This window comes from Arminella tubonensis (assembly GCF_003240585.1).
Lineage (GTDB): Bacteria > Pseudomonadota > Alphaproteobacteria > Rhizobiales > Rhizobiaceae > Rhizobium > Rhizobium tubonense.
Window position 1 is genome coordinate 551,399 of record NZ_PCDP01000035.1, and the last position, 24,761, is coordinate 576,159.

Genomic DNA, 24,761 nt, shown 5'->3' on the forward strand with positions numbered 1-24,761 from the left:
CGCAATCCCAATACTGAAAGAGCCGATCGCGAGGATTAGAACAGGAAATAACGCTGCGCCATCGGCAGCACTGTCGCCGGTTCGCAGGTCAGCAGCTCGCCATCTGCTCGCACCTCGTATGTCTCCGGATCGACCTCGATATGCGGTGTCAAACTATTGTGCACCATAGATGCCTTGGAAATCCCGCCACGGGTATTCTTGACGGCGACGAGGTCCTTGGCGACGCCAAGCCTGCCCTTGAGGCCGCCGTCGAGCGATGCCTGGGAAACGAAGGTGATCGAGGAATTCGTCAGGCTCTTACCGTATGCCGCAAACATCGGGCGGTAATGCACCGGCTGCGGTGTCGGGATCGAGGCGTTCGGGTCGCCCATCGGCGCTGCCGCGATCGAACCGCCGAGCAGGATCATATCGGGCTTGACGCCGAAGAAGGCCGGGCTCCAGAGCACGAGATCGGCGCGCTTGCCGACTTCGACCGAGCCGATTTCATGGCTGAGGCCATGGGCGATCGCCGGGTTGATGGTGTATTTCGCGATATAGCGCTTGACGCGGAAATTATCGTTCTCGCCCTTTTCTTCCTTCAGGCGGCCGCGCTGGCGCTTCATCTTGTCGGCCGTCTGCCAGGTGCGAATGGCGACCTCCCCGACGCGGCCCATCGCCTGGCTGTCCGACGAGATGATCGAGAAGGCGCCGATGTCATGGAGGATGTCCTCGGCCGCGATCGTTTCCTTGCGAATGCGGCTCTCGGCAAAGGCGATATCCTCAGGGATCGACGACGAAAGGTGATGGCAGACCATCAGCATGTCGAGATGCTCGGCGATGGTATTGACCGTGTAGGGCCGGGTCGGATTGGTCGACGACGGAATGACGTTCGACTGGCCGCAGATCTTGATGATGTCGGGCGCGTGTCCGCCGCCGGCACCTTCCGTGTGGAAAGCGTGGATCGTGCGGCCCCTGATGGCCCCGATCGTGTCTTCGACGAAACCGCTCTCGTTCAGCGTATCGGTGTGGATCATCACCTGGACGTCGTACTGGTCGGCAACCGTCAGGCAGCAGTCGATAGCAGCCGGCGTCGTGCCCCAGTCCTCATGCAGCTTCAGCGAAGTGGCCCCGGCAAGCACCATCTCCTCAAGTGCGCCCGGAAGCGAGGCATTACCCTTGCCGGCAAAAGCAAGGTTCATCGGGAATGCATCGGCCGCCTCGATCATCCGCGCCAGATGCCACGGCCCCGGCGTGCAGGTGGTCGCAAGCGTGCCGTGCGCCGGCCCCGTACCGCCGCCGAGCATCGTCGTGAGCCCGCTCATCAGCGCTTCCTCGATCTGCTGCGGGCAGATGAAGTGGATGTGGCTGTCCATGCCGCCGGCTGTAACGATCTTGCCCTCGGCCGCGATCGCCTCGGTCCCTGGGCCGACGATGATGTTGACACCAGGCTGCGTATCGGGATTTCCAGCCTTGCCAATGGCGACGATGCGTCCGTCCTTCAGCCCGATATCGGCCTTGACGATCCCCCAGGTGTCGACAATCAGCGCGTTGGTGATGACGGTATCGACGGCGCCGTTCGCCCGCGTCACCTGGCTCTGCCCCATGCCGTCGCGAATGACCTTGCCTCCGCCGAACTTCACTTCCTCGCCATAAACAGTGAAATCCTTCTCGACCTCGATGAACAGCTCGGTATCGGCAAGCCGCACCTTGTCGCCGGTCGTCGGCCCGAACATGTTGGCATAAGCGGCGCGGGAGATCTTGTAGGGCATTGATCAGGCTCCTTGGGAGGAAGAAGAAAAAGAGAAATCGCCGGGGCTGAAACGCCTCAATCGCCCGGCGGAAATATAGGATTCAACGAGCCGCCTTTCCGCCGCGAAGGGGTGACCGTCCCAACCGACGTGTCCGAAGCCGGCGATGACGATGTGGTCGTCCGGATGGCTGGCGAGGATTTCGGCGATGACGATCATGCCACTGCTGGGGACGACATAGGGCTCGGGATCGTGGATTTTCAGCGCTTCATCAACGGATTTGTGGACTGCTGCATCGATGACCACATGCCGCTTTCCGGTCTCCATCGCAAACGCCGAGAATCCATCGGTATAATCATCGCAGAAATCATCGAGTTCGGGGTGCGACAAGGCCAGCGGCGCGCGCAACGCCGCAAACTTCCGGGGATCACGGACGCTCCAGATTTCAGTTGCGGCCCTTACGGCCTCCTTGTTTCGCCATTCCAAGGAGGTTATCATTGATTTCGCCGGTCGGCCGGTATTGCAGACCGCAACGACATCGGTGCGGCGACCGCCGGAGCCGAAGGAACCGCACTCGTTGAAACGCACGACGAGATCGGCAGCGTCGATCATATCGGACGCTCCTGCCGCGATCTCACCGTTGCCAACGATCATGATTGTCCGTCGTCCTTCCATCTGGCGCTCAGTTCCCCTGCCCGTCGGCCAGTTGCTTCAGTTCGTTGGTCCTCGCACGCGTCAAGGTCGCCTTGCAGCCTGACACCAGCATCGGCTCCATCGATCCGCCCCGCGCCTGGAAGCCTTCAGCCTCGCACTCGCCGTCGCGGTAGTCGATCCAGGCGCGCTGGCCGGCCAGCAGCGCCTTCTCGGCGCCTTTCAGGTTCGAATCCAGCCCTTTGTCAATCTCCAGCATCGCGGCTCGCGTCTTCTTGTATTGAGCATTGAGCTCGGCATCGGCCGCCTGGTAATCCTTGTCGGCGCAGCTGTTCATATCCATCTGCGTCGTCGCGTTGCTGCAGTCGGCAGCCGCACTATCCTCGGCATGGGCTCCGCCGCATGCCAGAAAAACAGCCATCGACGCCCCAGCCAGAAGCCACCTCAAACGCATGCAAGTTCCCTCCGCCCGATATCAGGTCCCTGAAATTGCTCAGAGCTTGCCCATGACCTGTTGGCGGAAGCCGTAGACCTCACGCTTGCCGGAAAGCGGGATCAGCGACACCGAACGCGTCTGGCCCGGCTCGAAGCGCACTGCGGTGCCGGCTGGAATATCAAGCCGCATGCCCTGCGCCTTTTCACGATCGAACGACAGCCCGCCATTGGTCTCGGCAAAATGATAGTGACTGCCCACCTGCACCGGTCGGTCACCGGTGTTCGATACATCGAGCGACACCGTCGGCGCGCCGGAATTCAGTTCGATATCGCCGCTCGCGGCAATGACTTCACCTGGGATCATCGTCGATCTCCCTGTCCTGTTGGGCTTTAGCGGATCGGTTCATGCACGGTGACAAGCTTCGTTCCATCCGGGAACGTCGCTTCGACCTGCACGTCGTGGATCATCTCGGCGATGCCTTCCATCACCTGGTCACGGCTGATGACATGCGCACCCGCCGACATCAGATCGGCAACCGAGCGGCCGTCGCGCGCGCCCTCGACGACATAGTCGCTGATCAGCGCTATCGCCTCGGGGTAGTTCAGCTTGACGCCGCGCTCCAGCCGCCGCCGCGCCACCATCGCCGCCATGGAAATCAACAGCTTGTCTTTTTCTCTCGGAGTGAGGTTCATCGTCTGCCTATGTGTTTGACCTAATTTCAGTTGGCATGATCTTGTCCGATAATGCGCTAGAGATTCCAGACTTTCGGCACTGGCGAACCATTGCGCAAGGCCGAAATGACCGGGATCAGTATTTTTCGAAGCGCGAATCCGTCGGCTGCCGCAAGCCGCACCACGAGCTTGTCCCGCCACTGGCTGACCCCGCCCATGTGCCCATCGAGCAGCGGCCGGACCTTCCCCAGATACCGCTCCGCAGATGGCCCGGCATAGAGCACCGTGACAAAAGCAACCTGCCCCCCGAGCACCGCATTCCTCGCTGTCAGTTTCGCCACGTCCCCCTCGAGCCGCAGGTCCTCCGCATGGATCAACCGCCCTGCCCGACGAATGCGCCAGCGGTCGCGGAAAAGCCCGGTGACCATTGCCTCGCCCATCGCCTTGCGCCCGAGCAGGATCGCTTCGACAGCCAGAAACTCGGCTGTCTCGTCCAGGTCGACATCAAGCGTCCTTGCCAGCGAGGCGCGATCGAAAAGGATGGTCTCCTGTGGCAGCCAGTCAACCCGTGCCCCTGCCCCGACCTTGATTGTCGTCGAAACCTGCGCCGTTCCGGCCGAAGCCTTGTAGATCTTCTCGCAGGCCTGCGTAGTCAGGTCGATCCGCGTGGCTGGTGCTGCAACGAAGCTCCAGTCCATGCGGTCGCCGCCGGTCAGCCCGCCGGCGGTGTTGATGATCACCGCCTCCATGGAATTGTCGAACGTATCGGGAAGCCGGATTTTCGCCGCGCCCTCCTGGAAAAACTCGGCAAGACGCGTCCGCCCGTCGAGCGCCTTGGCGGCCAGATGACCGCGCCCCTGCGCCCGCTGCGGTCTGGTGCTCGCCGCTGCAATCATCATTCTGCCGTCCCGCTCCCTTGTTCGCTCCGCGCCATTCAAACCGCCAAGCGATTGAAAGCAAGCAATTTATGTGCCTTTCGCAGCAGTTGAGCCGACGACGGGTGTCGAGCCCTCCGCGGCCCACCATAGACATTCGACATTGCCTGATTTTTCGCCAGAAGCTCAGAGATCGATCAGACGGTCAGGTGCCGCCGCGCTTCTGGCGTATCGAGCGTTTCCGCCAACCCTTCATGCACGATTTCACCGCGGTCCATGATGTAGACGTAGTCGGCTAGCTCGCGGCAGAAATCGAGATACTGCTCGACCAGCAGGATCGCCATCCCGGTCGAGTCCCGGAGGTACTGGATTGCCCGGCCGATATCCTTGATGATCGACGGCTGGATGCCCTCCGTCGGCTCGTCGAGCACAAGGATCTTCGGCCGCGTTACCAGCGCCCGCCCGATCGCCAGCTGCTGCTGCTGTCCGCCGGAGAGGTCGCCGCCACGCCGCGACAACATCGAATTCAGCACGGGAAACAGGCTGAACACGTCATCGGGAACAAACCGGTCCTTGCGAGGAATAGGAGCAAAACCGGTCTCGAGGTTCTCCTTCACTGTCAGCAACGGAAATATCTCGCGCCCTTGCGGCACGTAGCCAATCCCTTGCTTCGCCCGGGCAAAAGGCGCCAGTCCATTCAGCTTCACATTGTTGAAGCTGATATTGCCGGCGCTGAGCGCATGCTGGCCGGTAACGGCCCTGAGCAGCGAACTCTTGCCAACGCCGTTACGCCCGAGCACGCAGGTGATCTTGCCCATCTCCGCCTTGAGCGAGACGCCGCGCAAAGCCTGGGCCGCGCCATAGTGAAGATTTGCGTTTTCGACGGTCAGCATGATGCGGCATCCCATGTTTTCTTGGCTAGCTTACCCCCCTCTGTCGGCCCGGCCGACATCTCCCCCACAAGGGGGGAGATCAATGTGCAGCAACCCTCGGCTCCAGCAATCTCCCCCCTTGTGGGGGAGATGCCCGACAGGGCAGAGGGGGGTGTCCGCCTCAAACTCGAAACCATCGCTATCACCGCCCCAGATAATTCTCGATCACCTTCGGATCGCTGCTGACGAAATCTATCGAACCCTCGGCCAGCACCGAGCCTTCCGCGAGACATGTCACCTTGACCCCGAGATCGCGGATGAAGCCCATGTCGTGTTCGACCACCACGACGGACCGGGTCTTGGCAATTTCCTTGAGCAACAAAGCCGTCTCCGCGGTCTCCGCGTCGGTCATGCCGGCAACCGGCTCGTCGACCAGCAACAGCTTCGGTTCCTGCGCCAGAAGCATGCCGATCTCCAGCCACTGCTTCTGGCCGTGCGAAAGATTGGCGGCGAGCTCGTCGCGGCGATGATGCAGGCGCACCGTGTCGAGAATCTCATAGATGCGCTCTCGGTCGACCTTCGTCAGCCGATAAAATAGCGTGGAGAACACGCCTCGGCTGCGATTGAGCGCCAGTTCCAGATTGTCCCAGACCGTATGGCTCTCGAACACTGTCGGCTTCTGGAACTTGCGGCCGATGCCGAGAAGCGCGATGTCGGCCTCGTCCTTCTTGGTCAGGTCGATCTGTCCGTTGAAGAACACCTCCCCCGAGTCAGGCCGCGTCTTACCGGTGATAATATCCATCATCGTCGTCTTGCCGGCGCCGTTCGGGCCGATAATGGCCCGGAGTTCGCCGGGCTCGATGACGATGGAAAGAGAATTCAATGCCTTGAAACCGTCAAAGGAAACCGAGACGTTGTTGAGGTAGAGCATGCTGGTTGGCTTGCCGTCAGGGATCATGATCTCACTCCGCAGCCTGAACTTCGTTGTCGGTCTTCCCGGCTTCAGCATCGGCCGAAACCTTGCGCCCCCAACGGCCGCTCGTGCCGTAGTGCGCGATCGTGCCGACGACGCCCCGAGGCAGGAACAGCGTCACGGCGACAAACAGCCCACCGAGCGTGAACAGCCAGACCTCTGGGAACAGCCCCGTGAAGATGGTCTTGCCACCATTGACGAGGATCGCCCCGATGATCGGCCCGATCAAAGTCGCCCGGCCGCCGACCGCGGTCCAGATGACCACTTCGATGGAGTTTGCCGGCGCAAATTCACCGGGATTGATGATGCCCACCTGCGGCACGTAGAGCGCCCCGGCAACGCCTGCCATCATCGCCGAAACGACGAAGGTGAAAAGCTTGACGTGCTCGACGCGGTAGCCGAGGAAGCGCGTCCGGCTTTCAGCATCGCGCACCCCGACCAGAACCTTGCCGAATTTCGAGCGGACGATGGCGGACGAGAGCAGGAGCGCAAAGGCGAGGATGATCGCCGTCAGTGCAAACAGCGCGGCGCGGGTGCCGTCGGCCTGGATGTTGTAACCGAGGATATCCTTGAAATCGGTGAGCCCGTTATTGCCGCCAAAGCCCATGTCGTTGCGGAAGAAGGCGAGCAGCAGCGCATAGGTCATCGCCTGGGTGATGATCGACAGATAGACGCCGTTGACGCGGGATCGGAAAGCGAACCAGCCGAACACATAGGCGAGCAATCCCGGCACCAGCAGCACCATCAGCGCTGCGAACCAGAAATGATCGAACCCGTACCAGAACCACGGCAGCGCCTTGTAGTTCAGAAACACCATGAAGTCGGGCAAAATGGGATTGCCATAGCTGCCGCGCGCGCCGATCTGGCGCATCAGGTACATCCCCATGGCATAGCCGCCGAGCGCAAAGAATGCACCATGCCCGAGCGACAGGATACCGCAGAAGCCCCAGACGAGGTCCAGCGCCAGTGCCAGCAGGGCATAGGTCAGATACTTCCCGAACAGCGACATGACATAGGTCGGGACGTGCAACACGCTGTCCGGGCTCGTCAGGAGATTGGACGCCGGGATAAGGATGGCCAGAGCCAGCAATATGGCGATGGCGACGATGATCTTGCGGTCGAGCGACCGGAGCAGGAAGGCCGTTATCATGCTTCCACCGCCCTTCCTTTAAGTGCGAAGAGCCCACGTGGCCGCTTCTGGATGAACAGGATGATGAGGACGAGAACCAGGATCTTGCCAAGCACCGCCCCGGCATAGGGCTCGAGGAACTTGTTGAGGATGCCGAGCGACATGGCTCCAACAAGCGTTCCCCAGAGATTGCCGACGCCGCCGAAGACGACGACCATGAAGCTGTCGATGATATAGGCCTGGCCAAGGTTCGGGGAGACATTGTCGATCTGGCTGAGCGCCACGCCCGCCATGCCCGCAACGCCGGACCCGAGCGCGAAGGTGAAGGCATCGACCCAGGCGGTCCTGATGCCCATCGACGATGCCATCCGCCGGTTTTGCGTCACCGCGCGCATCTGCAGGCCGAACGGTGTCCGCTTCAGCAACATCAGCAGCGCGAAGAATACCACCAGCGCGAAGACGATGATCCAGAGCCGGTTCCAGGTGATATCAAGGCCGCCGAGATCGAACGAGCCCGACATCCAGCTCGGATTGCGGACCTCGCGGTTGGTCGGACCAAAGATCGAGCGAACCGCCTGCTGCAGGATCAGCGAGATGCCCCAGGTCGCGAGCAGTGTTTCGAGCGGCCTCTTGTAGAGAAAACGGATCACCGTGCGCTCGATGACGAAGCCGACGAGGCCGGTGAACAGGAACGCGGCCGGAACTGCGAAGGCGAGCGAACAATCCGCGAGATTGGGCAAATAATCGACAATGGCTTCCTGCACGACATAGGTCGTGTAGGCGCCGAGCATTACCATTTCACCATGCGCCATGTTGACCACGCCCATGACGCCGAAGGTAATCGACAACCCGATCGCCGCCAGCATCAGCACCGAGCTCAGCGACAGGCCGTACCAGATATTCTGGGCGACATCCCATAGGGCAAGCGTATCGGTGATCGAGTCCATATCCTTCTGGAGGGCCGGCTTCAGGTCGTCCGGCGCTGTCTGCATCGCCGTCGTCAGGATCGCCAGTGCATCCCGATCGCCGCGGGCGGCAATCGTATCGATAGCCTTCTTTTTCTCCTCGGGACTGGCATCGCTTTTCAAGAGCATGACAGCCCTCGCCGCCTCCATGGTCTTCTTGACCTCGCCATCCTTCTCCTGCGCAAGGGCGGAATTCAGGAGGTCCAGGTTCGACGCATCCGCGTCCTTCAGCATGTCCTGCGCGGCAGAAAGTCGAGCGGAGCGATCGGGGCTGAGCAGCGTCAGCTGGCTGACGGAGGCGCTGATGACACCACGCAACGCATTGTTGATCTTCACCTTCAGCATGGTGTCCGGATCGATGTCCGCGACCGCTTCGTTGGTGATCGGGTCTGAAAAGGTGGGCGCATCATCCGTGCCGCCGACGAGCAGGACCGGTCCGCCATCCTGGCTGACGAACAGCTTTCCGTCGCTGAGTTCCTGCAATATCCGGCCGACATTCGGATCCTTCGAGGCGACGAGCGCCTTGATGGCCGCTTCCCGCTCCGGGAAATCGCCGACGCCGAGCGCATCGACCAGCGGGTGGATGGTGTCTTCTGCCTTCAGCACCGTCGCAAACGCTGGCAAGGCGAGGCAGAGGGTCAAAAGGAAAATCTGGATAGCGCGATACATCGGCTCTTTGCCTCGGTTATCTCTAGGCCTTCCGACGCTCTCTCGAGCCGGCATATTGCGCCAGGCCGATCGGGAAGGATGGGGCTTCCGCCCGGAATATCCGGACGGAAGTCATTGCGACGATCAAGCAATCAGGCGACGGTACTCACGAACCCTTGCCGCCGCACTTTCCGGTAGCGACATTGAAGTTGCCGCAGGACAGAGGCTTGCGCCAATCCGAGATAAGGTCCTTCGAGTCCGGCAGGTAATCGGACCATTCGTCGCCGACGACAGCAGGGGTCTGCTGGACGATTTCGAACTGGCCGTTGGCCTGGATTTCACCGATCAGCACCGGCTTGGTGATGTGATGGTTCGGCATCACGGTCGCATAGCCGCCGGAGAGGTTCGGAACGGTCGTGCCGATGATGGTATCGAGAACCTTGTCGGTATCGGTCGTGCCGGCAGCCTGGACGGCCTTGACCCATGCATTGAAGCCGATATACGCGGCTTCCATCGGGTCGTTCGTTACACGCTTGTCGTTCTTCGTGTAGGCGTGCCATTCCTTGATGAAGTTCTTGTTGGCAGGGCTTTCGACCGACTCGAAGTAGTTCCAGGCGGCGAGATGGCCGACCAGCGGCTTGGTATCGAGACCGGCAAGTTCTTCTTCGCCGACCGAGAACGCGATAACAGGAATATCGGTCGCCTTGATGCCCTTGTTGCCGAGCTCCTTGTAGAAAGGAACGTTGGCGTCGCCGTTGATCGTCGAAACGACAGCAGTCTTCTTGCCGGCCGAACCGAAATCCTTGATCTTGGAAACTTCAGTCTGCCAGTCCGAGAAGCCGAACGGCGTGTAGTTGACCATGATGTCTTCCTTCGGAATACCCTTCGAAATCAGGTATGCCTCAAGGATCTTGTTGGTCGTGCGCGGGTAGACGTAGTCGGTGCCTTCAAGAACGAAGCGCTTTACGCCTTCCTTGTTCATCAGGTAGTCGACGGCCGGGATTGCCTGCTGGTTCGGAGCGGCACCCGTGTAGATGATGTTGCGCGAGGACTCTTCACCCTCGTACTGGACCGGGTAGAACAGCAGCGAGTTCAGCTCTTCGAACACGGGAAGAACCGACTTGCGGGACGACGAAGTCCAGCAACCGAATACGGCGGCGACATGGTCCTTCTGGATCAGTTCGCGAGCCTTTTCAGCAAACAGCGGCCAATCCGAAGCCGGGTCGACGACGACGGCCTCGAGCTTCTTGCCGAGAAGGCCGCCCTTCTTGTTCTGCTCCTCGATGAGCATCAGCATGGCGTCCTTGAGGGTGGTCTCGGAGATGGCCATGGTGCCGGAAAGCGAGTGCAGGATGCCGACCTTGATCGTATCGTCCGCAGCGTAGGCAGTGCTGTGGAGTACGGCTGACGTCGACATGACAGCGCCGAGCACGGCGCCTGTGACGTATGATTTGAAATTCATCTGGTTGATCCCCTCTTCGAAATTCGACAACGGAAAACATGGGAGTTAACCGTTGCTTAGGGGACTATCCGTTGCTGCGCTGCAAAACCGTATACGCAGAATGACGTAGGCAACGGGGCGAAATGTGCAGAAACGCCGCGTTCGCGCTCTTAAGCACGGCGTTGATCCGTGTTACCAAACCCTGACAGGCAGAACGAAAGGTCGTCAGGAGCGGCATGGCAGCGCGGCAACGCATCATCCCCGTCAGGCGCGAGTATAATCGCTGGGTGGCAAACCAGACGCTGGAGGATTACGCGCTTCGTTTCACCGCCAAGAGCGCCCGGCAATTTTCCTCGCAGCGCATTTCCCAGACCGCAATCGGCGCAATCTCCTTCCTGGCGCTGGAGGCGATCGGCGGTGCCATCACGCTGTCCTATGGCACGACCAATGCCTTCTTCGCGATCATCGTCGCTAGCATTGCCATGCTCGGGATCGGGCTTCCCATCAGCCGCTATGCGATACGGCATGGCGTCGACATCGACCTCCTGACCCGCGGCGCCAGCTTCGGCTACATCGGCTCGACGATCACCTCTTTGATCTATGCCAGCTTCACCTTCATGCTGTTCGCGATCGAGGCATCGATCATGTCCGGCGCGCTGGAGTTGACGCTCGGCATCCCGCTCTGGGTCGGCTATATCCTGAGCGCCGTCATGGTCATCCCGCTGGTTACCTACGGCGTCAAACTGATCAGCCGTTTCCAGCTTTTGACCCAGCCCTTCTGGATTGTCCTCAACGTCCTCCCCTTCGTCTTCATCGCCTTTTCAGACTGGGAAAAATTCGACCTCTGGCGCGCATTTTCAGGTATTCACCACGCCTCCGGCCTGCCTGGCACAATGGCGCCATTCGACCTGATCGACTTCGGCGCCGCCTCCGCCGTCATCCTGGCGCTGATGTCGCAGATCGGCGAACAGGCCGACTTCCTCCGCTTCCTACCGCCCGAAGGCCATAGAAAGCTGCGCCACCGCCTGGCGATCTTCCTCGCCGGCCCCGGCTGGGTCATCATCGGCGCGCCGAAACTGCTGGCCGGCTCCTTCCTGGTGGTGCTGACGCTAAGTGCCGGCGTCCCCGCCGACAGGGCCGCCGACCCCGCACAGATGTACCTGACCGCCTTCGGCTACATGATCCCCTGGCACAATGCCGCCCTGCTGCTGATGGCGGCCTTCGTCATCGTCTCGCAGCTGAAGATCAACGTGATGAATGCCTATGCCGGTTCGCTCGCCTGGTCGAATTTCTTCTCGAGGCTGACCCATAGCCATCCCGGACGCGTTATCTGGCTGGTCTTCAACGTCGCCATCGCCCTGCTGCTGATGGAGCTCGGCATCTACAAGCTGCTGGAAGAAACGCTAGGCATTTTCTCGATCATATCGATGGCATGGCTCTGCACCATCTCGGCCGATCTCTTCATCAACAAGCCGCTGGGCCTTGCTCCTCCCGGGATCGAGTTCAAGCGCGCCCACCTCTACGATATCAATCCCGTCGGCCTCGGCGCCATGGCGCTCTCGGCAACCATCGCCCTCACCGCCCATTTTGGCGCATTCGGCCCGGTTGCAGCCTCGCTTGCCCCCTATATCACGCTGATCGTCGCCCTCATCGCCTCGCCGACGATCGCCTGGGCGACCGGCGGCAAGTATTATCTTGCCCGCAAGCCGCGGCGAGCCTGGAAGAACCTCACTGGTATCACCTGCTCGATCTGCGAGCACCCGTTCGAGCCGGAGGATATGGCCTGGTGTCCCGCCTATGCCGCGCCGATCTGTTCGCTATGCTGTTCGCTCGACAGCCGCTGCCACGACATGTGCAAGCCGAACACCAATCTGAACGCGCAGATCGGCACCGTCGCCAAGGCCGTCCTGCCGGAATTGGTGATCGCCAAGCTGACCACCCGGCTCGGCCGCTATGGTATCGCCGTCGTGCTGGCGCTCGGCGCGGTGGGCTTCATCCTGGCCATGATCGCCCATCAGGTCGCCTCCGCCTCGCCGGAAACCGCCGAAGTCGTCAACCGCACCATCCTCATCGTGTTTTTCGTGTTCGCGGTGATCGCCGGCGTCGTCTGCTGGTTCTATGTTCTGGCCCACGACAGCCGCGTCGTCGCCGAGGAGGAATCCTCCCGCCAGAACACGCTGCTGCTCAAGGAAATTGCCGCCCACAAGAAGACCGACGCAGCGCTCCAGACCGCCAAGGAGACCGCCGAGGCCGCAAACCGCGCCAAGAGCCGTTACGTCGTCGGCCTCAGCCACGAGCTGCGCACCCCGCTCAACGCCGTCCTCGGTTATGCGCAGATCCTCGAGCGCGACGAGACCATTCCGGCACCACGCCAGACCTCGATCAAGGTCATCCGCCGCAGCGCCGAGCACCTGTCCGGCCTGATCGACGGTCTGCTGGATATATCCAAGATCGAGGCGGGCCGCCTTCAGGTCTATTCCAACGAGATCAACATCCGCGATTTCCTCGACCAGATCGTCGACATGTTCCGCCCGCAGGCGCAGGCGAAGGGCCTGAGCTTCATCCACGAGCGCAGCCCCTCACTGCCCGACTACGTCAGGACCGACGAGAAGCGGTTGCGGCAAATCCTCGTCAACCTTCTGTCCAACGCCATCAAGTTCACCGACACCGGCACGGTTCGCTTCGATGTCGCCTATCGCAGCCAGGTCGCGACGTTCACCCTCTCCGACACCGGCCGCGGTATCGCCGAAAAAGACCTCGCCCGCATCTACGAACCTTTCCAGCGCGGCGAGGCGGAAAGCGTGCGCCCGATGCCAGGCCTCGGGCTTGGGCTGACGATCACCCAACTGCTGACCAACACGCTCGGTGGAGAAATCTCCGTCGCCAGCGAGAAGGATATCGGCTCGACCTTCAAGGTCCGACTGATGTTGTCCGCCGTGCAGCACCAGATGAAGCCGCCGCCGCAGGAACGGAAGATCGTCGGCTACGACGGGGCGCGGCGCACGATCGTCGTCGTCGACGACAACGAGGATCACCGCGAGCTGATGCGCGAAGTCCTGGCGCCGCTCGATTTCGTCGTGCTGACCGCCGTCAGCGGCCCGGATTGTCTGACGCTGATCGAAGGTATCAAGCCTGACCTCTTCCTCGTTGACATATCAATGCCTGGAATGAACGGATGGCAGCTCGTCTCGCGCCTGCGCGAAAGCGGCCAGACATCGCCGATCCTGATGCTATCAGCCAATATCGGCGACGGCACGGCTGCGCAGGAGAGCAAGGACAGCTACAATGACGCGATCGCCAAGCCGGTGGACATCCGCCAGCTACGCGACAAGCTCGCCCTGCATCTCGGGCTCAAATGGATTTACGCGGATAACGCACCGCCACCGGCGCCAAAACTTCCCGCTCCGATGAAAAGCCCAGGTGTGGACCATGTCGAGGAGTTGATGCGGTTGGCCGAAATCGGCTATATCAGGGGAATAGAGGCCAAACTCGCCGATCTCTCCAAGATCGACGACAACCGTCCCTTCACCGATGCACTGCGCGTATATGTCCAGGCCTTCGATCTGACCGGCTTCCTGGGTTTTCTGCGTGAGTTCGACAATGAAAAGGTAGAACCGATTGGCTGAATCCGCCCTGCCCCGCGACATCGTTCTGCTCGTGGATGACTCGCCGGAAGCCCTCGGATTTCTGACCGACGCATTGGAGCAATCGGGCTTTTCCGTATTGATCGCGACATCGGGCCTGGCCGCCCTGAACATTGTCGAGCGCATTACCCCCGACCTCATCCTGCTCGACGCCGTCATGCCCTCGATGGATGGCTTCGAGACCTGCCGCCGGCTTAAGGCAAACGCCGGCATCAGCCAGGTCCCGGTCATTTTCATGACCGGCCTGACCGAGACGGAGCACGTCGTCCACGCGCTGGAGTCGGGTGGCGTCGACTATCTGACCAAGCCGATCAACATCGACGAACTGCGCGCCCGCATCCGCGTCCACCTGCGCAATGCCCGCTCCGCCCAGAGCGCCCGCGTGGCTCTCGATGCTGCCGGCCGCCATCTGCTCGCGGTCAAGGGCGACGGCACAATCCACTGGTCGACCCCGCAGGCAACCCGCCTGGTCAACGCAGCCACCGGCAGGGACGACGGCCTCGACATCGTCGTCAAGCACATCGCGACCTTCATGACCGCGCGCGACAAAGTCCACCCGGCCCGTGACAACCTGCTGTCGATCAGCCACGCTGGCCAGCCCGCCCTGCAGCTCGCCTTTCTCGGCACCATCGGCCCGGAAGAACACCTGTTCCGACTAACGGCCGCCAGCCAGCGCGCCGACGACGGCGTGCTCCGCCAGCACTTCGGCCTGACCCAACGCGAATCCGAGGTGCTTCTCTGGATCGCCAAGGGCAAGGCAAACCGCGACATCGGCGAAATCCTCGGCCTCTCCGCCCGCACCGTAAACAAGCACCTGGAACAGATCTACGTAAAGCTCGGCGTCGAAAACCGCGCATCAGCCGCCGTCAAGGCAGCGCATGTGCTGCACGAGATGTAGGCTATGTGGGTAGCGGCGGCACGATCGGGGCCGCGGCAACCCCTTCTCCCCTCGGGGAGAAGGTGCCCGCCCCTCGATAAACTCGGGAGGCGGATGAGGGGGCCTTTCGGAGGGCTTCAAATGCAAACCTAAGCAAAGCGCCCTCTCGCCGTGCCGCCCCCTCATCGCCTCGCGGCGCTCGGCACTTCTCCCCGAGGGGAGAAGGGGGAGACCGCGGCACCGGCAGCATCGCACCTCACCATGAGGGTGTGGGTCTGCTTTCAACGCTGGGCTAGCAACTCAAAACCAAGCTCAAACCACACGGTCCGGCGGCTCGCGGCCGTCGAAGAACGCGGTGATATTGTCGACCACCTTCATGCCCATCGCAGTGCGCGTCTCCTCCGTGGCGCTGCCGAGATGTGGCAGCAGCACGACGTTTTCCATTTGACGCAGCCTTTCCGGTACGTTCGGTTCGGCCTCGTAGACGTCGAGGCCGGCGCCGCGGATCGTTCCGTTTTCCAGCGCCGCAATCAGCGCCTGTTCGTCGATGACGTCGCCACGAGCGGTATTGATCAGGATGGCCCCGGGCTTCATGGCAGCCAAGCGCGATGCGTTCATCAAATGGCGGTTCTCGGCACCGCCCGGGCAGTGCAGCGAAACGAAATCAGAAACCGCCAGCACATCCTCGACGGTCGGCAATTGTTCGGCGCCATAACGCGCCGCCTCGTGCGGATCGATCGCAGAGCGGTTGTAGAAGACGACGTTCATGCCGAAGCCGAAGTGGCAGCGTTGCGCAAATGCCCGGCCGATCCGGCCGAAACCGATGATGCCGACCGTCTTCCCCGTGACCTTGGTGCCGACCAGATGCGTCGGGCTCCAGCCCACCCACTCGCCGGCCCTGACCTGCCGTTCGCCCTCGCCGCCGCGCCGGGCGACGGACAGGAGCAGCAACATGGCGATATCGGCTGTGCAGTCGGTCAACACGCCGGGCGTATTTGTGACGGCGATGCCACGTGCCTTGGCCGCGGCAATATCGATGTGATTGAAGCCGACGCCGAAATTGCCAAGGATACGGGTGCGCAGCGGCTCGCCCTCGAATAGGTCGGCGGGCAGCCTGTCCGACACCGTCGGCAGCACCGCATCGTAGTCCCGCAACGCAGCTCGCAACTGTGTCGCATTCAGCGCGACATCATTGGTATTCAAGCTAACGTCGAAGCGCTCGGCGAGCACGGCTTCCACCGCGGCGGGCCAGCGCCGAGTAACGAGAATGCGGGGTCTTGGCATCGGGGATCCGTCCTGGTTCGTGATCCCGGAGATTTAGACCATCGCGGCGCGGAAGCAAATGGTGAGCGCTCGTTCAAAACGAAAGAAGCCCGGCCATTGGCCGGGCTTCGAAAACCACAATATCCGAACGGTGCCGGCTTCAGCCGGCACCAATCCGAATATTAGTTGATTTCGGTGTAGGTGTACTTGCCGTCGGTGCCCTTGCCCCACTTGTACATCACGTAGTCCGGACGTGTGATGTCGCCCTTGGCGTCGAAGCCGAGTTCGCCGATAGCGGTCTTGTACGGGCCCTTTGCCTTCAACGCGGCGCCCACAGCCTGCGGGTCGCTGGAAGCGCCGGCCTTTGCGGCGTCGGCGATGACCTGCATGGCAGCATAAGCGTAGAGCGTGTAGGCTTCCGGTTCGAAGCCGGCAGCGCGGAACTTCTCAACGAGTTCCTTTGCAGCAGGGTTCTTGCGCGGATCGGGAGCAAAGGTCATCAGCGTGCCGTCAACGGCGTCGCCGGCGATCGATGCCAGCTCGTTCGAAACGATACCGTCACCCGACATGAAGTGAGCCTTCAGGCCCTGGTCGGCCATCTGGCGCATGATGAGGCCGGCTTCCGTATGAAGACCGCCGTAATACACCACGGTAACACCGGCCTGCTTCATCTTGGCGATCAGGGCCGAGAAGTCCTTGTCGCCGGGGGTGATGCCTTCGTAGACGGCTTCCGTCAGGCCGCCTGCATTCATGTTCTTCTTGGTTTCGTCGGCAAGACCCTTACCATAAGGCGTCTTGTCGTGAATGATGGCGACCTTGCCGTCCTTGAAGTTGTCAACCAGGTACTTGCCGGCAACCGCGCCCTGCTGGTCGTCACGGCCGCAGGTGCGGAACGTGTTCCAGAGGCCGCGCTCGGTGAACGTCGGGTTGGTCGAAGCAGGAGTGATCTGGAGGATGCCGTTTTCTGCGTAAACTTCAGACGCCGGGATGGAAACGCCCGAGTTGAAGTGGCCGACAACGAACTTGACGCCATCAGCGACGAACTTGTTGGCAACCGAAACGCCCTGCTTGGCGTCTGAGACGTCGTCGCCGAGCTCAACCTTGATCTTTTCACCATTGATGCCACCGGCAGCATTGATGTCGGCGGCAGCCTGTTCGGCACCCTTCTGGAGCTGAGCGCCGAAAGCAGCGTTTGCACCGGTCAATGGGCCGGCAACGCCGATGATGATGTCGGCACGAGCGGCACCGCCGAACGCAACCATGGCGGACAGGGCCACTGCCGACAGAAGATATTTCTTCATATTGTTACTCCCAATTTTTGGGCGGGTTTGTTCCACTTGACCGGCACGATACCCACCATTATCGCGCCGGAAAACGAGTTCTACTCTGGAGCTAATCAGTGCCTAGATTCAACGCACTGTCAATTCTTCTTCTTCCATGAAAAGACTGAGGCCCTCTCATAAAGCCAGTAGTAGTTGTTGACCATCTGATTGGTGCGGCGATAGCGATAGCCAGCCGTCGCGACAATCAGAAGAAGAACGAAGTCGATGACGTAATAGAATGCGCTCAGCATCGGCCCGTCGAACAGGGCGTGATGCAGGAAGCGCATGACCAATGCCAGCAACAGCGTATAGACGACCACGCGCGGATAGCTGCTCCAGCCGTCGGCCGCGGCCTTGCCGGCCCGCCACGCGGTCCAGAAGCCGATAAGAACGACGAGAAAGCGGATGAAGTAGCGAACACCAGTGTCTGTTTCGAAGAAAAGTCCCTGCATATCAAATGCTCCCCTTCGCGCGCATCAGTGACGTCCGCCTTCGAGATAGGCGGCGCGCACTTCCGGGTTGGCAAGCAATTCCTTGCCCGAACCGCTCATCGTCACCTTGCCGTTGACCATGACATAGGCGCGATCGGAAAGCTTCAGCGCAGCGAATGCGTTCTGCTCGACGAGGAAGACAGTCAACCCCTGGGTCTTGTTGAGCACCTTGATCGCCTCGAAGATCTGCTTGACGATCAGCGGCGCCAGCCCGAGTGAGGGCTCATCGAGCAACAGCAGCTTCGGGCGGGCCATCAGCGCCCGGCCGATCGACAGCATCTGCTGTTCGCCGCCCGAAAGCGTACCGCCGCGCTGTGCCTGGCGTTCCTTGAGGCGCGGGAAGAGCGTGAATATCTTTTCGACGTCTTCCTTGAAGAATTTGAGATCGTCGAGGCCGGCGCCCATCTGCAGGTTTTCAAGCACCGTCATGCGCGGAAAGATGCGGCGCCCTTCCGGCGATTGCGCAATCCGCAGCCGTGCGATCTCGTGCGTTGGCATCTTGGTGATATCGCGGCCCTCGAAGATGACCGAACCCTTGCGCGCCTGCGGGCTGCCGCAGATCGTCATCATCAGCGTCGACTTACCGGCCCCGTTGGCACCGATCAGGCTGACGATCTCGCCGCTGTCGACGTGTACATCGACCCCGGCCAGCGCCCGGATATTGCCGTAGAATGTCTCGACATTCTGCACTTGAAGAAGTGGTTGGCTTGTCATGTTAGTGTGCGCCCCCTTCGAGGTGCTCGACCGCGGCGATAACCTCGTCCACTTCATCATCTTCGACACCGAGATAGGCGGCAATCACCCTCGGGTCGTTCTTGACGTGGTCAGGCGTACCGTCGGAAATCTTCTGGCCATATTCGAGGACGATCACGTGGTCGGAGATCTGCATGACCACAGACATGTCGTGCTCGATCAACAGGATCGAGGTGCCGGTCTCAGCTCTGATGCTGCGCAGCAGCGCGTTCAATGCTGCCGACTCGCGTGGGTTCAGGCCGGCCGCCGGTTCATCCAGGCAGAGCAGTTCCGGCCCCGTGCACATGGCACGGGCAATCTCCAGCCGGCGCTGGGCGCCGTAGGGCAGATCGCCGGCCGGATCGTCGGCTCGATCGATGAGATCGGCCTTCTCCAGCCAATAACGTGCAAGCTCGATCGCCTTCTTGGCCTCGGAACGATAGGAACCAATTCCAAGCAGGCCGAGGATCGTGTAGCCCGACGCCTTCATCAGCTTGTTATGCTGGGCGACAAGCAGGTTTTCCAGCACCGTCAGGCCGGAAAACAGCCGGATGTTCTGGAAGGTACGGGCGACCTTGGCATCCTTGGTGATGAGAAAATCCGGCAGCCGCTCGAGCAGATATTGCTTGCCCGCCTTCTGCTGCATGATGATCATTCCCATCGTCGGCTTGTAGAAGCCGGTGATGCAGTTGAACACGGTGGTCTTGCCTGCACCGTTCGGCCCGATCAGCGCCGTGATCTCGCCGCGCTTGGCCTCGAACGAGAAGTCGTTGATGGCCATCAGGCCGCCAAAGCGCATCGACAAGTGCTCGACCCTGAGCAGAACGTCTTCAGGCATGGTTTCCGAGGATTGGGTAACGGAGATCATCAGCCGTGGCCCTCCTTGGTAAAGCTGCCCGATATGGTTTTTCGTTCCTTCAGGAATGCCGTCGGTTGTCGCGTGCCGACGAAGCCCCTGGGCTTGAAGAGCATGACGATGATCATTGCCAGGCCGAACAGCAGCATGCGGTAGAGTTCAGGCGTGAAGTCCGGCCCGAAGATCAGCTTCAGGAAGTCCATTTCACGCAGCATCTCGGTGCCGCCGATCATGACGGCCGCAGCGATGGCAATGCCCGTCAGCGATCCCATGCCACCGAGAACGACAATGGCAAGAACGGTAGCCGATTCCATGAAGACGAAGGATTCCGGCGACACGAAACCTTGGCGCGCAGCGAAGAAGGAGCCGGCGAAACCGCCGAACATCGCTCCCGTCGCAAATGCCGTGAGCTTTGTGGTCACTGTGTTGATGCCAAGCGAGCGGCAGGCGATTTCATCCTCGCGCAAGGCCTCCCAAGCGCGGCCGAGCGGCATGCGGCGCAGGCGAATCGTCACATAGCCGATCAGCATGCAAAGCAGAAGCGCCAGGTAGAACAGGAAGATCTTGTACCAGGCCGACGACATCGGCAGGCCGAATGCCTTGGTGAAATTATTGGCAGCGCCGACGTCGAAGGAATAGATGCCAAACATCGAGGCCTTGGCAATGCCCGAGATGCCGGATCCGCCATTCGTCACCTCTGACCAATTTATCAGCACGAGGCGGATGATCTCGCCGAAAGCAAGCGTGACGATGGCAAGATAGTCGCCGCGCAGCCGGAGGACGGGAAAGCCGAGGATGACCCCCCAGAGACCGGCGAAGATGCCGGAGAGCGGCAGCAGCACCCAGAACGACAGACCGTAATAGCTCGAGAGCAGCGCATAGGAGTAGGCGCCGACCGCATAAAAGGCGACGTAGCCGAGATCGAGCAGGCCGGCGAGACCGACGACGATGTTGAGGCCCCAGGCAAGCATCACGTAGATGAGAATCTGAATGCCGAAATTGTCGACGAACTTAATCGAGCCTTGGGTTCCCGCCAGCCAAAGGGCAGCAATGGGGTAAAGCAGGAGCGCAACCAGCGCAATCTTGAGGAAGTGCGTGCGAAAGACGCCCTTCGTATCCGAGATGTCGAGTTCGCCACGCCGCGCCTTGTTAAGCTTTCGTGCGTCGAGATATGGGCGAAGAAAGACGATCGTCAGGAAACGGCCGACGGCGGCGATTGCGACGAAGATCGCCAGCAGGCCCCAGCGCTGGATGATGATCAACTCGTTGTCGATGTTCTGATCGGTCTTGAGGCCGATGTAGAGAACGAACATCCCGAAAGAGATCAGAGCGGCGTAAAAGGCTTCGATTAGCCCCTTGCGGACAAGTCCGCCCTCGGCCTTGCCAACAACAGTGCTTGAATTTTCCATGGCGCTATACCTTCTCGACTTCCGGCCGTCCGAGAATACCGGTCGGCTTGAAGATCAGCACGAAAGCAAGGATGGCGAACGTTGCGACATCCTTGTACGCAATGGTGAAATAGGCCGACCAAAGCGACTCGATAAGCCCGATCATCAACCCGCCCAGCACCGCTCCAGGGAGCGAGCCGATACCACCGAGAACGGCCGCCGTGAACGCCTTGACGCCGGGAACGAAGCCGTCGGTGAACGAGGCAACACCGTAATACATCAGATACATCGTACCCGCGACGGCAGCGAGTGCGGCGCCCATGACGAAAGTGATGGAGATCGTCTTGTCGACATCGATGCCGAGCAACGCCGCCATCTTGCGATCCTGCTCGGTGGCGCGCTGGGCGCGGCCAAGGGCGGTGTGATTGACGATATACCAGAAGATCGTCAGCAGCACCGCGGTGATGGCGATGATGATGATCTGCTTCAGGGAAACCGATATGCCGGCGACGGTATAGACGTCGCGGACCAGCGACGGGATCGGCTTGTTGCGCGGGCCCTGCGAGACCTGGATGAAATTCGACAGCGTGATCGACATGCCGATCGCCGTAATCAGCGGCGCCAGCCGGAATGATCCGCGCAGCGGCCGATAGGCGACCCGCTCGATCGTCCAGTTCCACAGGCTCGTCATCAGCATGGCGACGACGAGCATGACCAACAGGATCACGGCGACGGGCAGGCCGATGAAGATCGATGTGAGAACGAGATAGACGATGAGGGCAGCAAAACCGCCGAGCATGAAAACGTCGCCATGGGCAAAATTGATCATGCCGACAATGCCATAAACCATCGTATAGCCAATAGCGATCAAGCCATAGATGGATCCGAGAGTCAGCCCGTTAAGGAGCTGCTGGACGAAGTACTCCATATATCATTTCCCCTGGACGCGAATTTTTTCCGCATCTCTTATTGGTTAACGTCTGCCCGTAAAACAGGCATCGGCCTCCGCGATTCCATACCGCTTTCAAAAGAAATGTGAAGACAAAAAGGCGTTCCGTTGAAAAATTCTTTTCAAAACCTGGGGAAATGGCGCATTTGAAGCCAAATATGACAGAAAATCAGCAGACCCTGGCTCAAAACTAGCCAAAAGTGACGCTGAAGAAACATTTACGGAAAAAGTCGGCAAATAAATACGGGCCCCGGAGGGCCCGTGGCTGCTCTTTGCCGCTCACTTCTCAGGAGCGCATGCGCGACCCATTGGCGTCGAACAATGCCTGCGGTTGCAATGACGCGGGCAACATCTCGCCGAGAAGCTCAATCGACCAGCCGTCGACCTCGTCGGCGATCTCCTTCGGAACATAGCCGATCGCGACCGAAACGCCTGAGGCATGCGCATAGCCGCCGGAGGTGACCCAGCCGCGGACAGCACCCTTGTGATAGATCGGCTCGTCGCCGATGACGTCGGCATCGTCAGCAGAGAGGATGAAGGTCTTCAGGCGCATCGTGCCGCCTTCCACCTTTTCCTTCGCGGCCGCTTCCTTGCCGATGAAATCCGCTTGCTTGGAGAGCGCCACGAAGCGACCGAGACCGGCTTCCAGCGGTCCGTAGAGCGGGCGGAATTCGCGCGACCAACTACCATATGACTTGTCGAGGCGAAGCGCGTTGAGCGCCCGCAGGCCGAATAGCTTGATGTCGAACTCGCTACCCGCTTCCATCAGCAGATCGAACAGATAGTTCTGATATTCCGGCTTCATCCAGAGTTCAAAGCCGAGATCGCCCGTGTAGGACACGCGTCCGACAATCGCCGGCGCCATGCCGATATCCATGCGGCGGATCTGCATGAATGGGAAAGCCTCGTCCGAAAGATCGTGATGCGTCAACTTTTGCAGCAGTTTACGTGCGTTCGGCCCTGCAACCGACAGGCCGAGCAGCGACAATCCCAGCGCCGTCAGCACTACGGAACCATCCTTCGGCAGTTGATCCTCGAACCAGCGCATATGGTAGGATTCGGCAATCCCGGAGCCGATGAGCAGGAAATCGCCCTCCCCGAGCTTTGCCAGCGTAAAGTCGCCGATCAGCTTGCCATCATGCTTGAGCATCGGTGCCAGCGTCATACGCCCAATGGCAGGAATACGGCAGGTCAGCAGGCGGTCGAGCCAGGCTTCGGCGCCCGGACCCTTGACCGTGTATTTCGCAAAGCCCGACGTCTCCATCAGGCCGAGGCTGTCGCGCACTGCCTTGGCTTCGGCGCCGACGACATCGAAATCATTGGAACGGCGCCATGAGAATTTGTCTTCTTCGCCTTTGGGCGCAAACCACAATGCCTGTTCGAGACCATACGAGGCGCCAAAAACCCCGCCAGCCGCCTTCAGCTTGTCGTAGATCGGCGTGGTCATCAGCGGCCGCCCGGCCGGCAGTTCCTCGTTCGGATAGCGTATCGAGAAGCGGCGCTGATAATTCTCGCGAACCTTGGCGTTGGTATAGCAAAGCGTCGCGAAGTCGCCGTAGCGCGACACATCCATGGCAAAGACATCAAAGCCCGGATCGCCGTAGATCATCCAGTTGGCAAGCGCCAGGCCGACGCCGCCACCCTGGCTGAAGCCGGCCATGACGGCGCAGGCGGACCAATAGTTGGTCATGCCGCGCACCGGTCCGACCAGCGGGTTGCCGTCTGGCGAGAAGGTGAAGGGGCCGTTGATGATCTTCTTGATGCCGGCATTGTTGAAGGCCGGGAAATGCCGGAAACCGACCTCAAGCTCGGGCGTGATCCGCTCGATATCCTCGGCCAGCAGTTCATGTCCGAAATCCCAAGGGGTGTTCAGCGGCGACCACGGACGGCAGGCTTTTTCATAGGTGCCCATGAGCATGCCATGACGCTCCTGGCGAAGGTAGATCTCACCGTCGAAATCGACGCAGTGCATCAGCTCCTTGCCGGTCGCCGCGTTGAAATCGGTGACCTCCTTCATGTCCTCGGTAATGAGGTACATGTGCTCCATCGCCAGCACCGGCAGTTCCAGCCCGACCATGCGCCCAACTTCGCGGGCCCAGAGGCCGCCGCAGTTGACCACATGCTCGGCGATGATGTCACCCTGGTTGGTGATGACGCGCCAGGAGCCATCCTCGCGCTGCACGAGATCCTCGACCTTCGTATGCAGATAGATATCGGCACCGTTCTTCTTGGCGGATTTGGCATAGGCGTGCGTCGTGCCGTAGGGGTCGAGGTGGCCTTCGACCGGATCATAGAGAGCACCGACGAACTGGTCCGGGTCGAGAAGCGGCATCATGTCATGCGCTTCTTTAGGCGTCAGCAACGTCGCCTCGAGCCCGTTGTACCGGCCCTTCGCAAGGATCGATTTCAGCCAGTCGAATCGCTGAGGCGTCGCCGCCAGCATCAGCCCGGACGTCATATGCAGACCGACGTCCTGGCCGGAATATTCCTGGATTTCCTTGTAGAGTTCGACGGTGTATTTCTGCAGCTTTGCAACGTTCGGGTCGCCATTGATTGTGTGCATGCCGCCGGCTGCGTGCCATGTCGAGCCCGATGTCAGCTCGGAGCGCTCCAGGAGCACCACGTCGGTCCAGCCGAATTTCGTCAGGTGGTAAAGCACCGAGCATCCGACGACACCGCCGCCGATGACGACGACCTTCGTATGGCTTTTCATGTAGAATCTCCGGTTGCATGCGCCTCTGCCGGGCGCAATCGAAATGGAATGGAATCTCGTGGCTTTCGACGCCGATCCCGAATTTCCGCCGCTCTCAAATCAGACGGAAAACCCTGGTCAATCACTCGAATTGACGTT

General features: G+C 60.6%; 21 protein-coding genes. 2 read left to right on the forward strand and 19 right to left on the reverse strand.

The features are described from left to right. Positions 1 to 35: 35 nt before the first annotated feature. The 11 genes from ureC to urtA all read right to left on the reverse strand — a co-directional run bounded on the left by ureC (position 36) and on the right by urtA (position 10,409). A complete protein-coding gene (gene ureC / locus CPY51_RS14345; RefSeq protein WP_111160865.1) occupies positions 36 to 1,748 on the reverse strand; it encodes an urease subunit alpha in 1,713 nt (570 codons plus the stop codon). Between the two features lie 3 nt (positions 1,749 to 1,751). Next, complete coding sequence (locus CPY51_RS14350; protein WP_338049432.1) at positions 1,752 to 2,402, reverse strand: glycosyltransferase family 29 protein; 651 nt, start codon at positions 2,400 to 2,402, stop codon at positions 1,752 to 1,754. Positions 2,403 to 2,409: 7 nt separating this feature from the next. Continuing rightward, positions 2,410 to 2,832, reverse strand: a complete 423-nt coding sequence (locus CPY51_RS14355) for a lysozyme inhibitor LprI family protein (protein WP_111160866.1) — start codon at positions 2,830 to 2,832, stop codon at positions 2,410 to 2,412. A gap of 39 nt (positions 2,833 to 2,871) precedes the next feature. After that, the gene (locus tag CPY51_RS14360) at positions 2,872 to 3,177 is read right to left on the reverse strand and encodes an urease subunit beta (RefSeq protein ID WP_111160867.1); all 306 of its coding nucleotides are present in this window, start codon (positions 3,175 to 3,177) and stop codon (positions 2,872 to 2,874) included. Positions 3,178 to 3,203: 26 nt separating this feature from the next. Further along, a complete protein-coding gene (locus tag CPY51_RS14365; protein WP_111160868.1) occupies positions 3,204 to 3,506 on the reverse strand; it encodes an urease subunit gamma in 303 nt (100 codons plus the stop codon). A 56-nt stretch (positions 3,507 to 3,562) separates the two neighbouring features. After that, positions 3,563 to 4,384: an urease accessory protein UreD gene (locus CPY51_RS14370; RefSeq protein WP_111160869.1), complete on the reverse strand. Its 822-nt coding sequence runs from the start codon at positions 4,382 to 4,384 to the stop codon at positions 3,563 to 3,565. Positions 4,385 to 4,557: 173 nt separating this feature from the next. Then, positions 4,558 to 5,253 carry an urea ABC transporter ATP-binding subunit UrtE gene (gene urtE, locus CPY51_RS14375; protein WP_111161009.1) on the reverse strand — a complete coding sequence of 232 codons (696 nt, stop codon included), beginning with the start codon at positions 5,251 to 5,253 and terminating at the stop codon, positions 4,558 to 4,560. 181 nt (positions 5,254 to 5,434) lie between these two features. Continuing rightward, entirely contained in the window at positions 5,435 to 6,190 is a 756-nt protein-coding gene (gene urtD, locus CPY51_RS14380) for an urea ABC transporter ATP-binding protein UrtD (RefSeq protein WP_111160870.1), read from the reverse strand. A gap of 4 nt (positions 6,191 to 6,194) precedes the next feature. Further along, a complete protein-coding gene (urtC, locus tag CPY51_RS14385; protein WP_111160871.1) occupies positions 6,195 to 7,355 on the reverse strand; it encodes an urea ABC transporter permease subunit UrtC in 1,161 nt (386 codons plus the stop codon). Next, entirely contained in the window at positions 7,352 to 8,968 is a 1,617-nt protein-coding gene (urtB, locus tag CPY51_RS14390) for an urea ABC transporter permease subunit UrtB (RefSeq protein WP_111160872.1), read from the reverse strand. The genes urtC and urtB overlap by 4 nt, the downstream gene beginning before the upstream one ends. A gap of 145 nt (positions 8,969 to 9,113) precedes the next feature. After that, positions 9,114 to 10,409 carry an urea ABC transporter substrate-binding protein gene (gene urtA / locus CPY51_RS14395; protein WP_111161010.1) on the reverse strand — a complete coding sequence of 432 codons (1,296 nt, stop codon included), beginning with the start codon at positions 10,407 to 10,409 and terminating at the stop codon, positions 9,114 to 9,116. A gap of 215 nt (positions 10,410 to 10,624) precedes the next feature. Between urtA and CPY51_RS14400 the strand changes: the two genes are divergently transcribed. Continuing rightward, on the forward strand, positions 10,625 to 14,014 hold the full coding sequence (locus tag CPY51_RS14400; RefSeq protein ID WP_111160873.1) for a hybrid sensor histidine kinase/response regulator: 3,390 nt from the start codon (positions 10,625 to 10,627) through the stop codon (positions 14,012 to 14,014). Continuing rightward, on the forward strand, positions 14,007 to 14,930 hold the full coding sequence (locus tag CPY51_RS14405) for a response regulator (protein ID WP_111160874.1): 924 nt from the start codon (positions 14,007 to 14,009) through the stop codon (positions 14,928 to 14,930). The genes CPY51_RS14400 and CPY51_RS14405 overlap by 8 nt, the downstream gene beginning before the upstream one ends. Positions 14,931 to 15,221: 291 nt before the next feature. On the opposite strand, the gene CPY51_RS14410 is transcribed toward CPY51_RS14405, so the two are convergent. The 8 genes from CPY51_RS14410 to CPY51_RS14445 form a co-directional block, all read right to left on the reverse strand. Continuing rightward, positions 15,222 to 16,193 carry a 2-hydroxyacid dehydrogenase gene (locus CPY51_RS14410; protein WP_111160875.1) on the reverse strand — a complete coding sequence of 324 codons (972 nt, stop codon included), beginning with the start codon at positions 16,191 to 16,193 and terminating at the stop codon, positions 15,222 to 15,224. 161 nt (positions 16,194 to 16,354) lie between these two features. Then, on the reverse strand, positions 16,355 to 17,473 hold the full coding sequence (locus CPY51_RS14415; protein ID WP_111160876.1) for a branched-chain amino acid ABC transporter substrate-binding protein: 1,119 nt from the start codon (positions 17,471 to 17,473) through the stop codon (positions 16,355 to 16,357). A 119-nt stretch (positions 17,474 to 17,592) separates the two neighbouring features. Then, entirely contained in the window at positions 17,593 to 17,946 is a 354-nt protein-coding gene (locus tag CPY51_RS14420; protein WP_111160877.1) for a DUF6867 family protein, read from the reverse strand. A gap of 24 nt (positions 17,947 to 17,970) precedes the next feature. Beyond that, entirely contained in the window at positions 17,971 to 18,699 is a 729-nt protein-coding gene (locus CPY51_RS14425; protein ID WP_111160878.1) for an ABC transporter ATP-binding protein, read from the reverse strand. Between the two features lies 1 nt (position 18,700). Beyond that, positions 18,701 to 19,585, reverse strand: coding sequence for an ABC transporter ATP-binding protein (locus CPY51_RS14430; protein WP_244598667.1), 885 nt, complete (start codon positions 19,583 to 19,585; stop codon positions 18,701 to 18,703). Further along, positions 19,585 to 20,982 (reverse strand): high-affinity branched-chain amino acid ABC transporter permease LivM, encoded by a 1,398-nt coding sequence (gene livM / locus CPY51_RS14435; protein ID WP_111160879.1) that lies wholly within the window; start codon positions 20,980 to 20,982, stop codon positions 19,585 to 19,587. Before livM ends, CPY51_RS14430 begins: the two co-directional genes overlap by 1 nt. A gap of 4 nt (positions 20,983 to 20,986) precedes the next feature. Further along, positions 20,987 to 21,889 carry a branched-chain amino acid ABC transporter permease gene (locus CPY51_RS14440; protein WP_111160880.1) on the reverse strand — a complete coding sequence of 301 codons (903 nt, stop codon included), beginning with the start codon at positions 21,887 to 21,889 and terminating at the stop codon, positions 20,987 to 20,989. A 307-nt stretch (positions 21,890 to 22,196) separates the two neighbouring features. After that, positions 22,197 to 24,623, reverse strand: coding sequence for a GcvT family protein (locus CPY51_RS14445; protein WP_111160881.1), 2,427 nt, complete (start codon positions 24,621 to 24,623; stop codon positions 22,197 to 22,199). Positions 24,624 to 24,761 lie beyond the last annotated feature (138 nt).

Bases quoted from the DNA above. Each gene is read 5' to 3' on its own strand.
- urtD (WP_111160870.1), bottom strand. From the start codon at position 6,190: ATGATCCCTGACGGCAAGCCAACCAGCATGCTCTACCTCAACAACGTC.
- CPY51_RS14410 (WP_111160875.1), bottom strand. From the start codon at position 16,193: ATGCCAAGACCCCGCATTCTCGTTACTCGGCGCTGGCCCGCCGCGGTG.
- CPY51_RS14400 (WP_111160873.1), top strand. From the start codon at position 10,625: ATGGCAGCGCGGCAACGCATCATCCCCGTCAGGCGCGAGTATAATCGC.
- CPY51_RS14430 (WP_244598667.1), bottom strand. From the start codon at position 19,585: ATGATCTCCGTTACCCAATCCTCGGAAACCATGCCTGAAGACGTTCTG.
- CPY51_RS14365 (WP_111160868.1), bottom strand. From the start codon at position 3,506: ATGAACCTCACTCCGAGAGAAAAAGACAAGCTGTTGATTTCCATGGCG.
- CPY51_RS14350 (WP_338049432.1), bottom strand. From the start codon at position 2,402: ATGGAAGGACGACGGACAATCATGATCGTTGGCAACGGTGAGATCGCG.
- CPY51_RS14425 (WP_111160878.1), bottom strand. From the start codon at position 18,699: ATGACAAGCCAACCACTTCTTCAAGTGCAGAATGTCGAGACATTCTAC.
- CPY51_RS14360 (WP_111160867.1), bottom strand. From the start codon at position 3,177: ATGATCCCAGGTGAAGTCATTGCCGCGAGCGGCGATATCGAACTGAAT.
- CPY51_RS14445 (WP_111160881.1), bottom strand. From the start codon at position 24,623: ATGAAAAGCCATACGAAGGTCGTCGTCATCGGCGGCGGTGTCGTCGGA.
- livM (WP_111160879.1), bottom strand. From the start codon at position 20,982: ATGGAAAATTCAAGCACTGTTGTTGGCAAGGCCGAGGGCGGACTTGTC.
- ureC (WP_111160865.1), bottom strand. From the start codon at position 1,748: ATGCCCTACAAGATCTCCCGCGCCGCTTATGCCAACATGTTCGGGCCG.
- CPY51_RS14415 (WP_111160876.1), bottom strand. From the start codon at position 17,473: ATGAAGAAATATCTTCTGTCGGCAGTGGCCCTGTCCGCCATGGTTGCG.
- urtB (WP_111160872.1), bottom strand. From the start codon at position 8,968: ATGTATCGCGCTATCCAGATTTTCCTTTTGACCCTCTGCCTCGCCTTG.
- CPY51_RS14355 (WP_111160866.1), bottom strand. From the start codon at position 2,832: ATGCGTTTGAGGTGGCTTCTGGCTGGGGCGTCGATGGCTGTTTTTCTG.
- CPY51_RS14440 (WP_111160880.1), bottom strand. From the start codon at position 21,889: ATGGAGTACTTCGTCCAGCAGCTCCTTAACGGGCTGACTCTCGGATCC.
- CPY51_RS14420 (WP_111160877.1), bottom strand. From the start codon at position 17,946: ATGCAGGGACTTTTCTTCGAAACAGACACTGGTGTTCGCTACTTCATC.
- CPY51_RS14370 (WP_111160869.1), bottom strand. From the start codon at position 4,384: ATGATGATTGCAGCGGCGAGCACCAGACCGCAGCGGGCGCAGGGGCGC.
- urtC (WP_111160871.1), bottom strand. From the start codon at position 7,355: ATGATAACGGCCTTCCTGCTCCGGTCGCTCGACCGCAAGATCATCGTC.
- urtA (WP_111161010.1), bottom strand. From the start codon at position 10,409: ATGAATTTCAAATCATACGTCACAGGCGCCGTGCTCGGCGCTGTCATG.
- urtE (WP_111161009.1), bottom strand. From the start codon at position 5,253: ATGCTGACCGTCGAAAACGCAAATCTTCACTATGGCGCGGCCCAGGCT.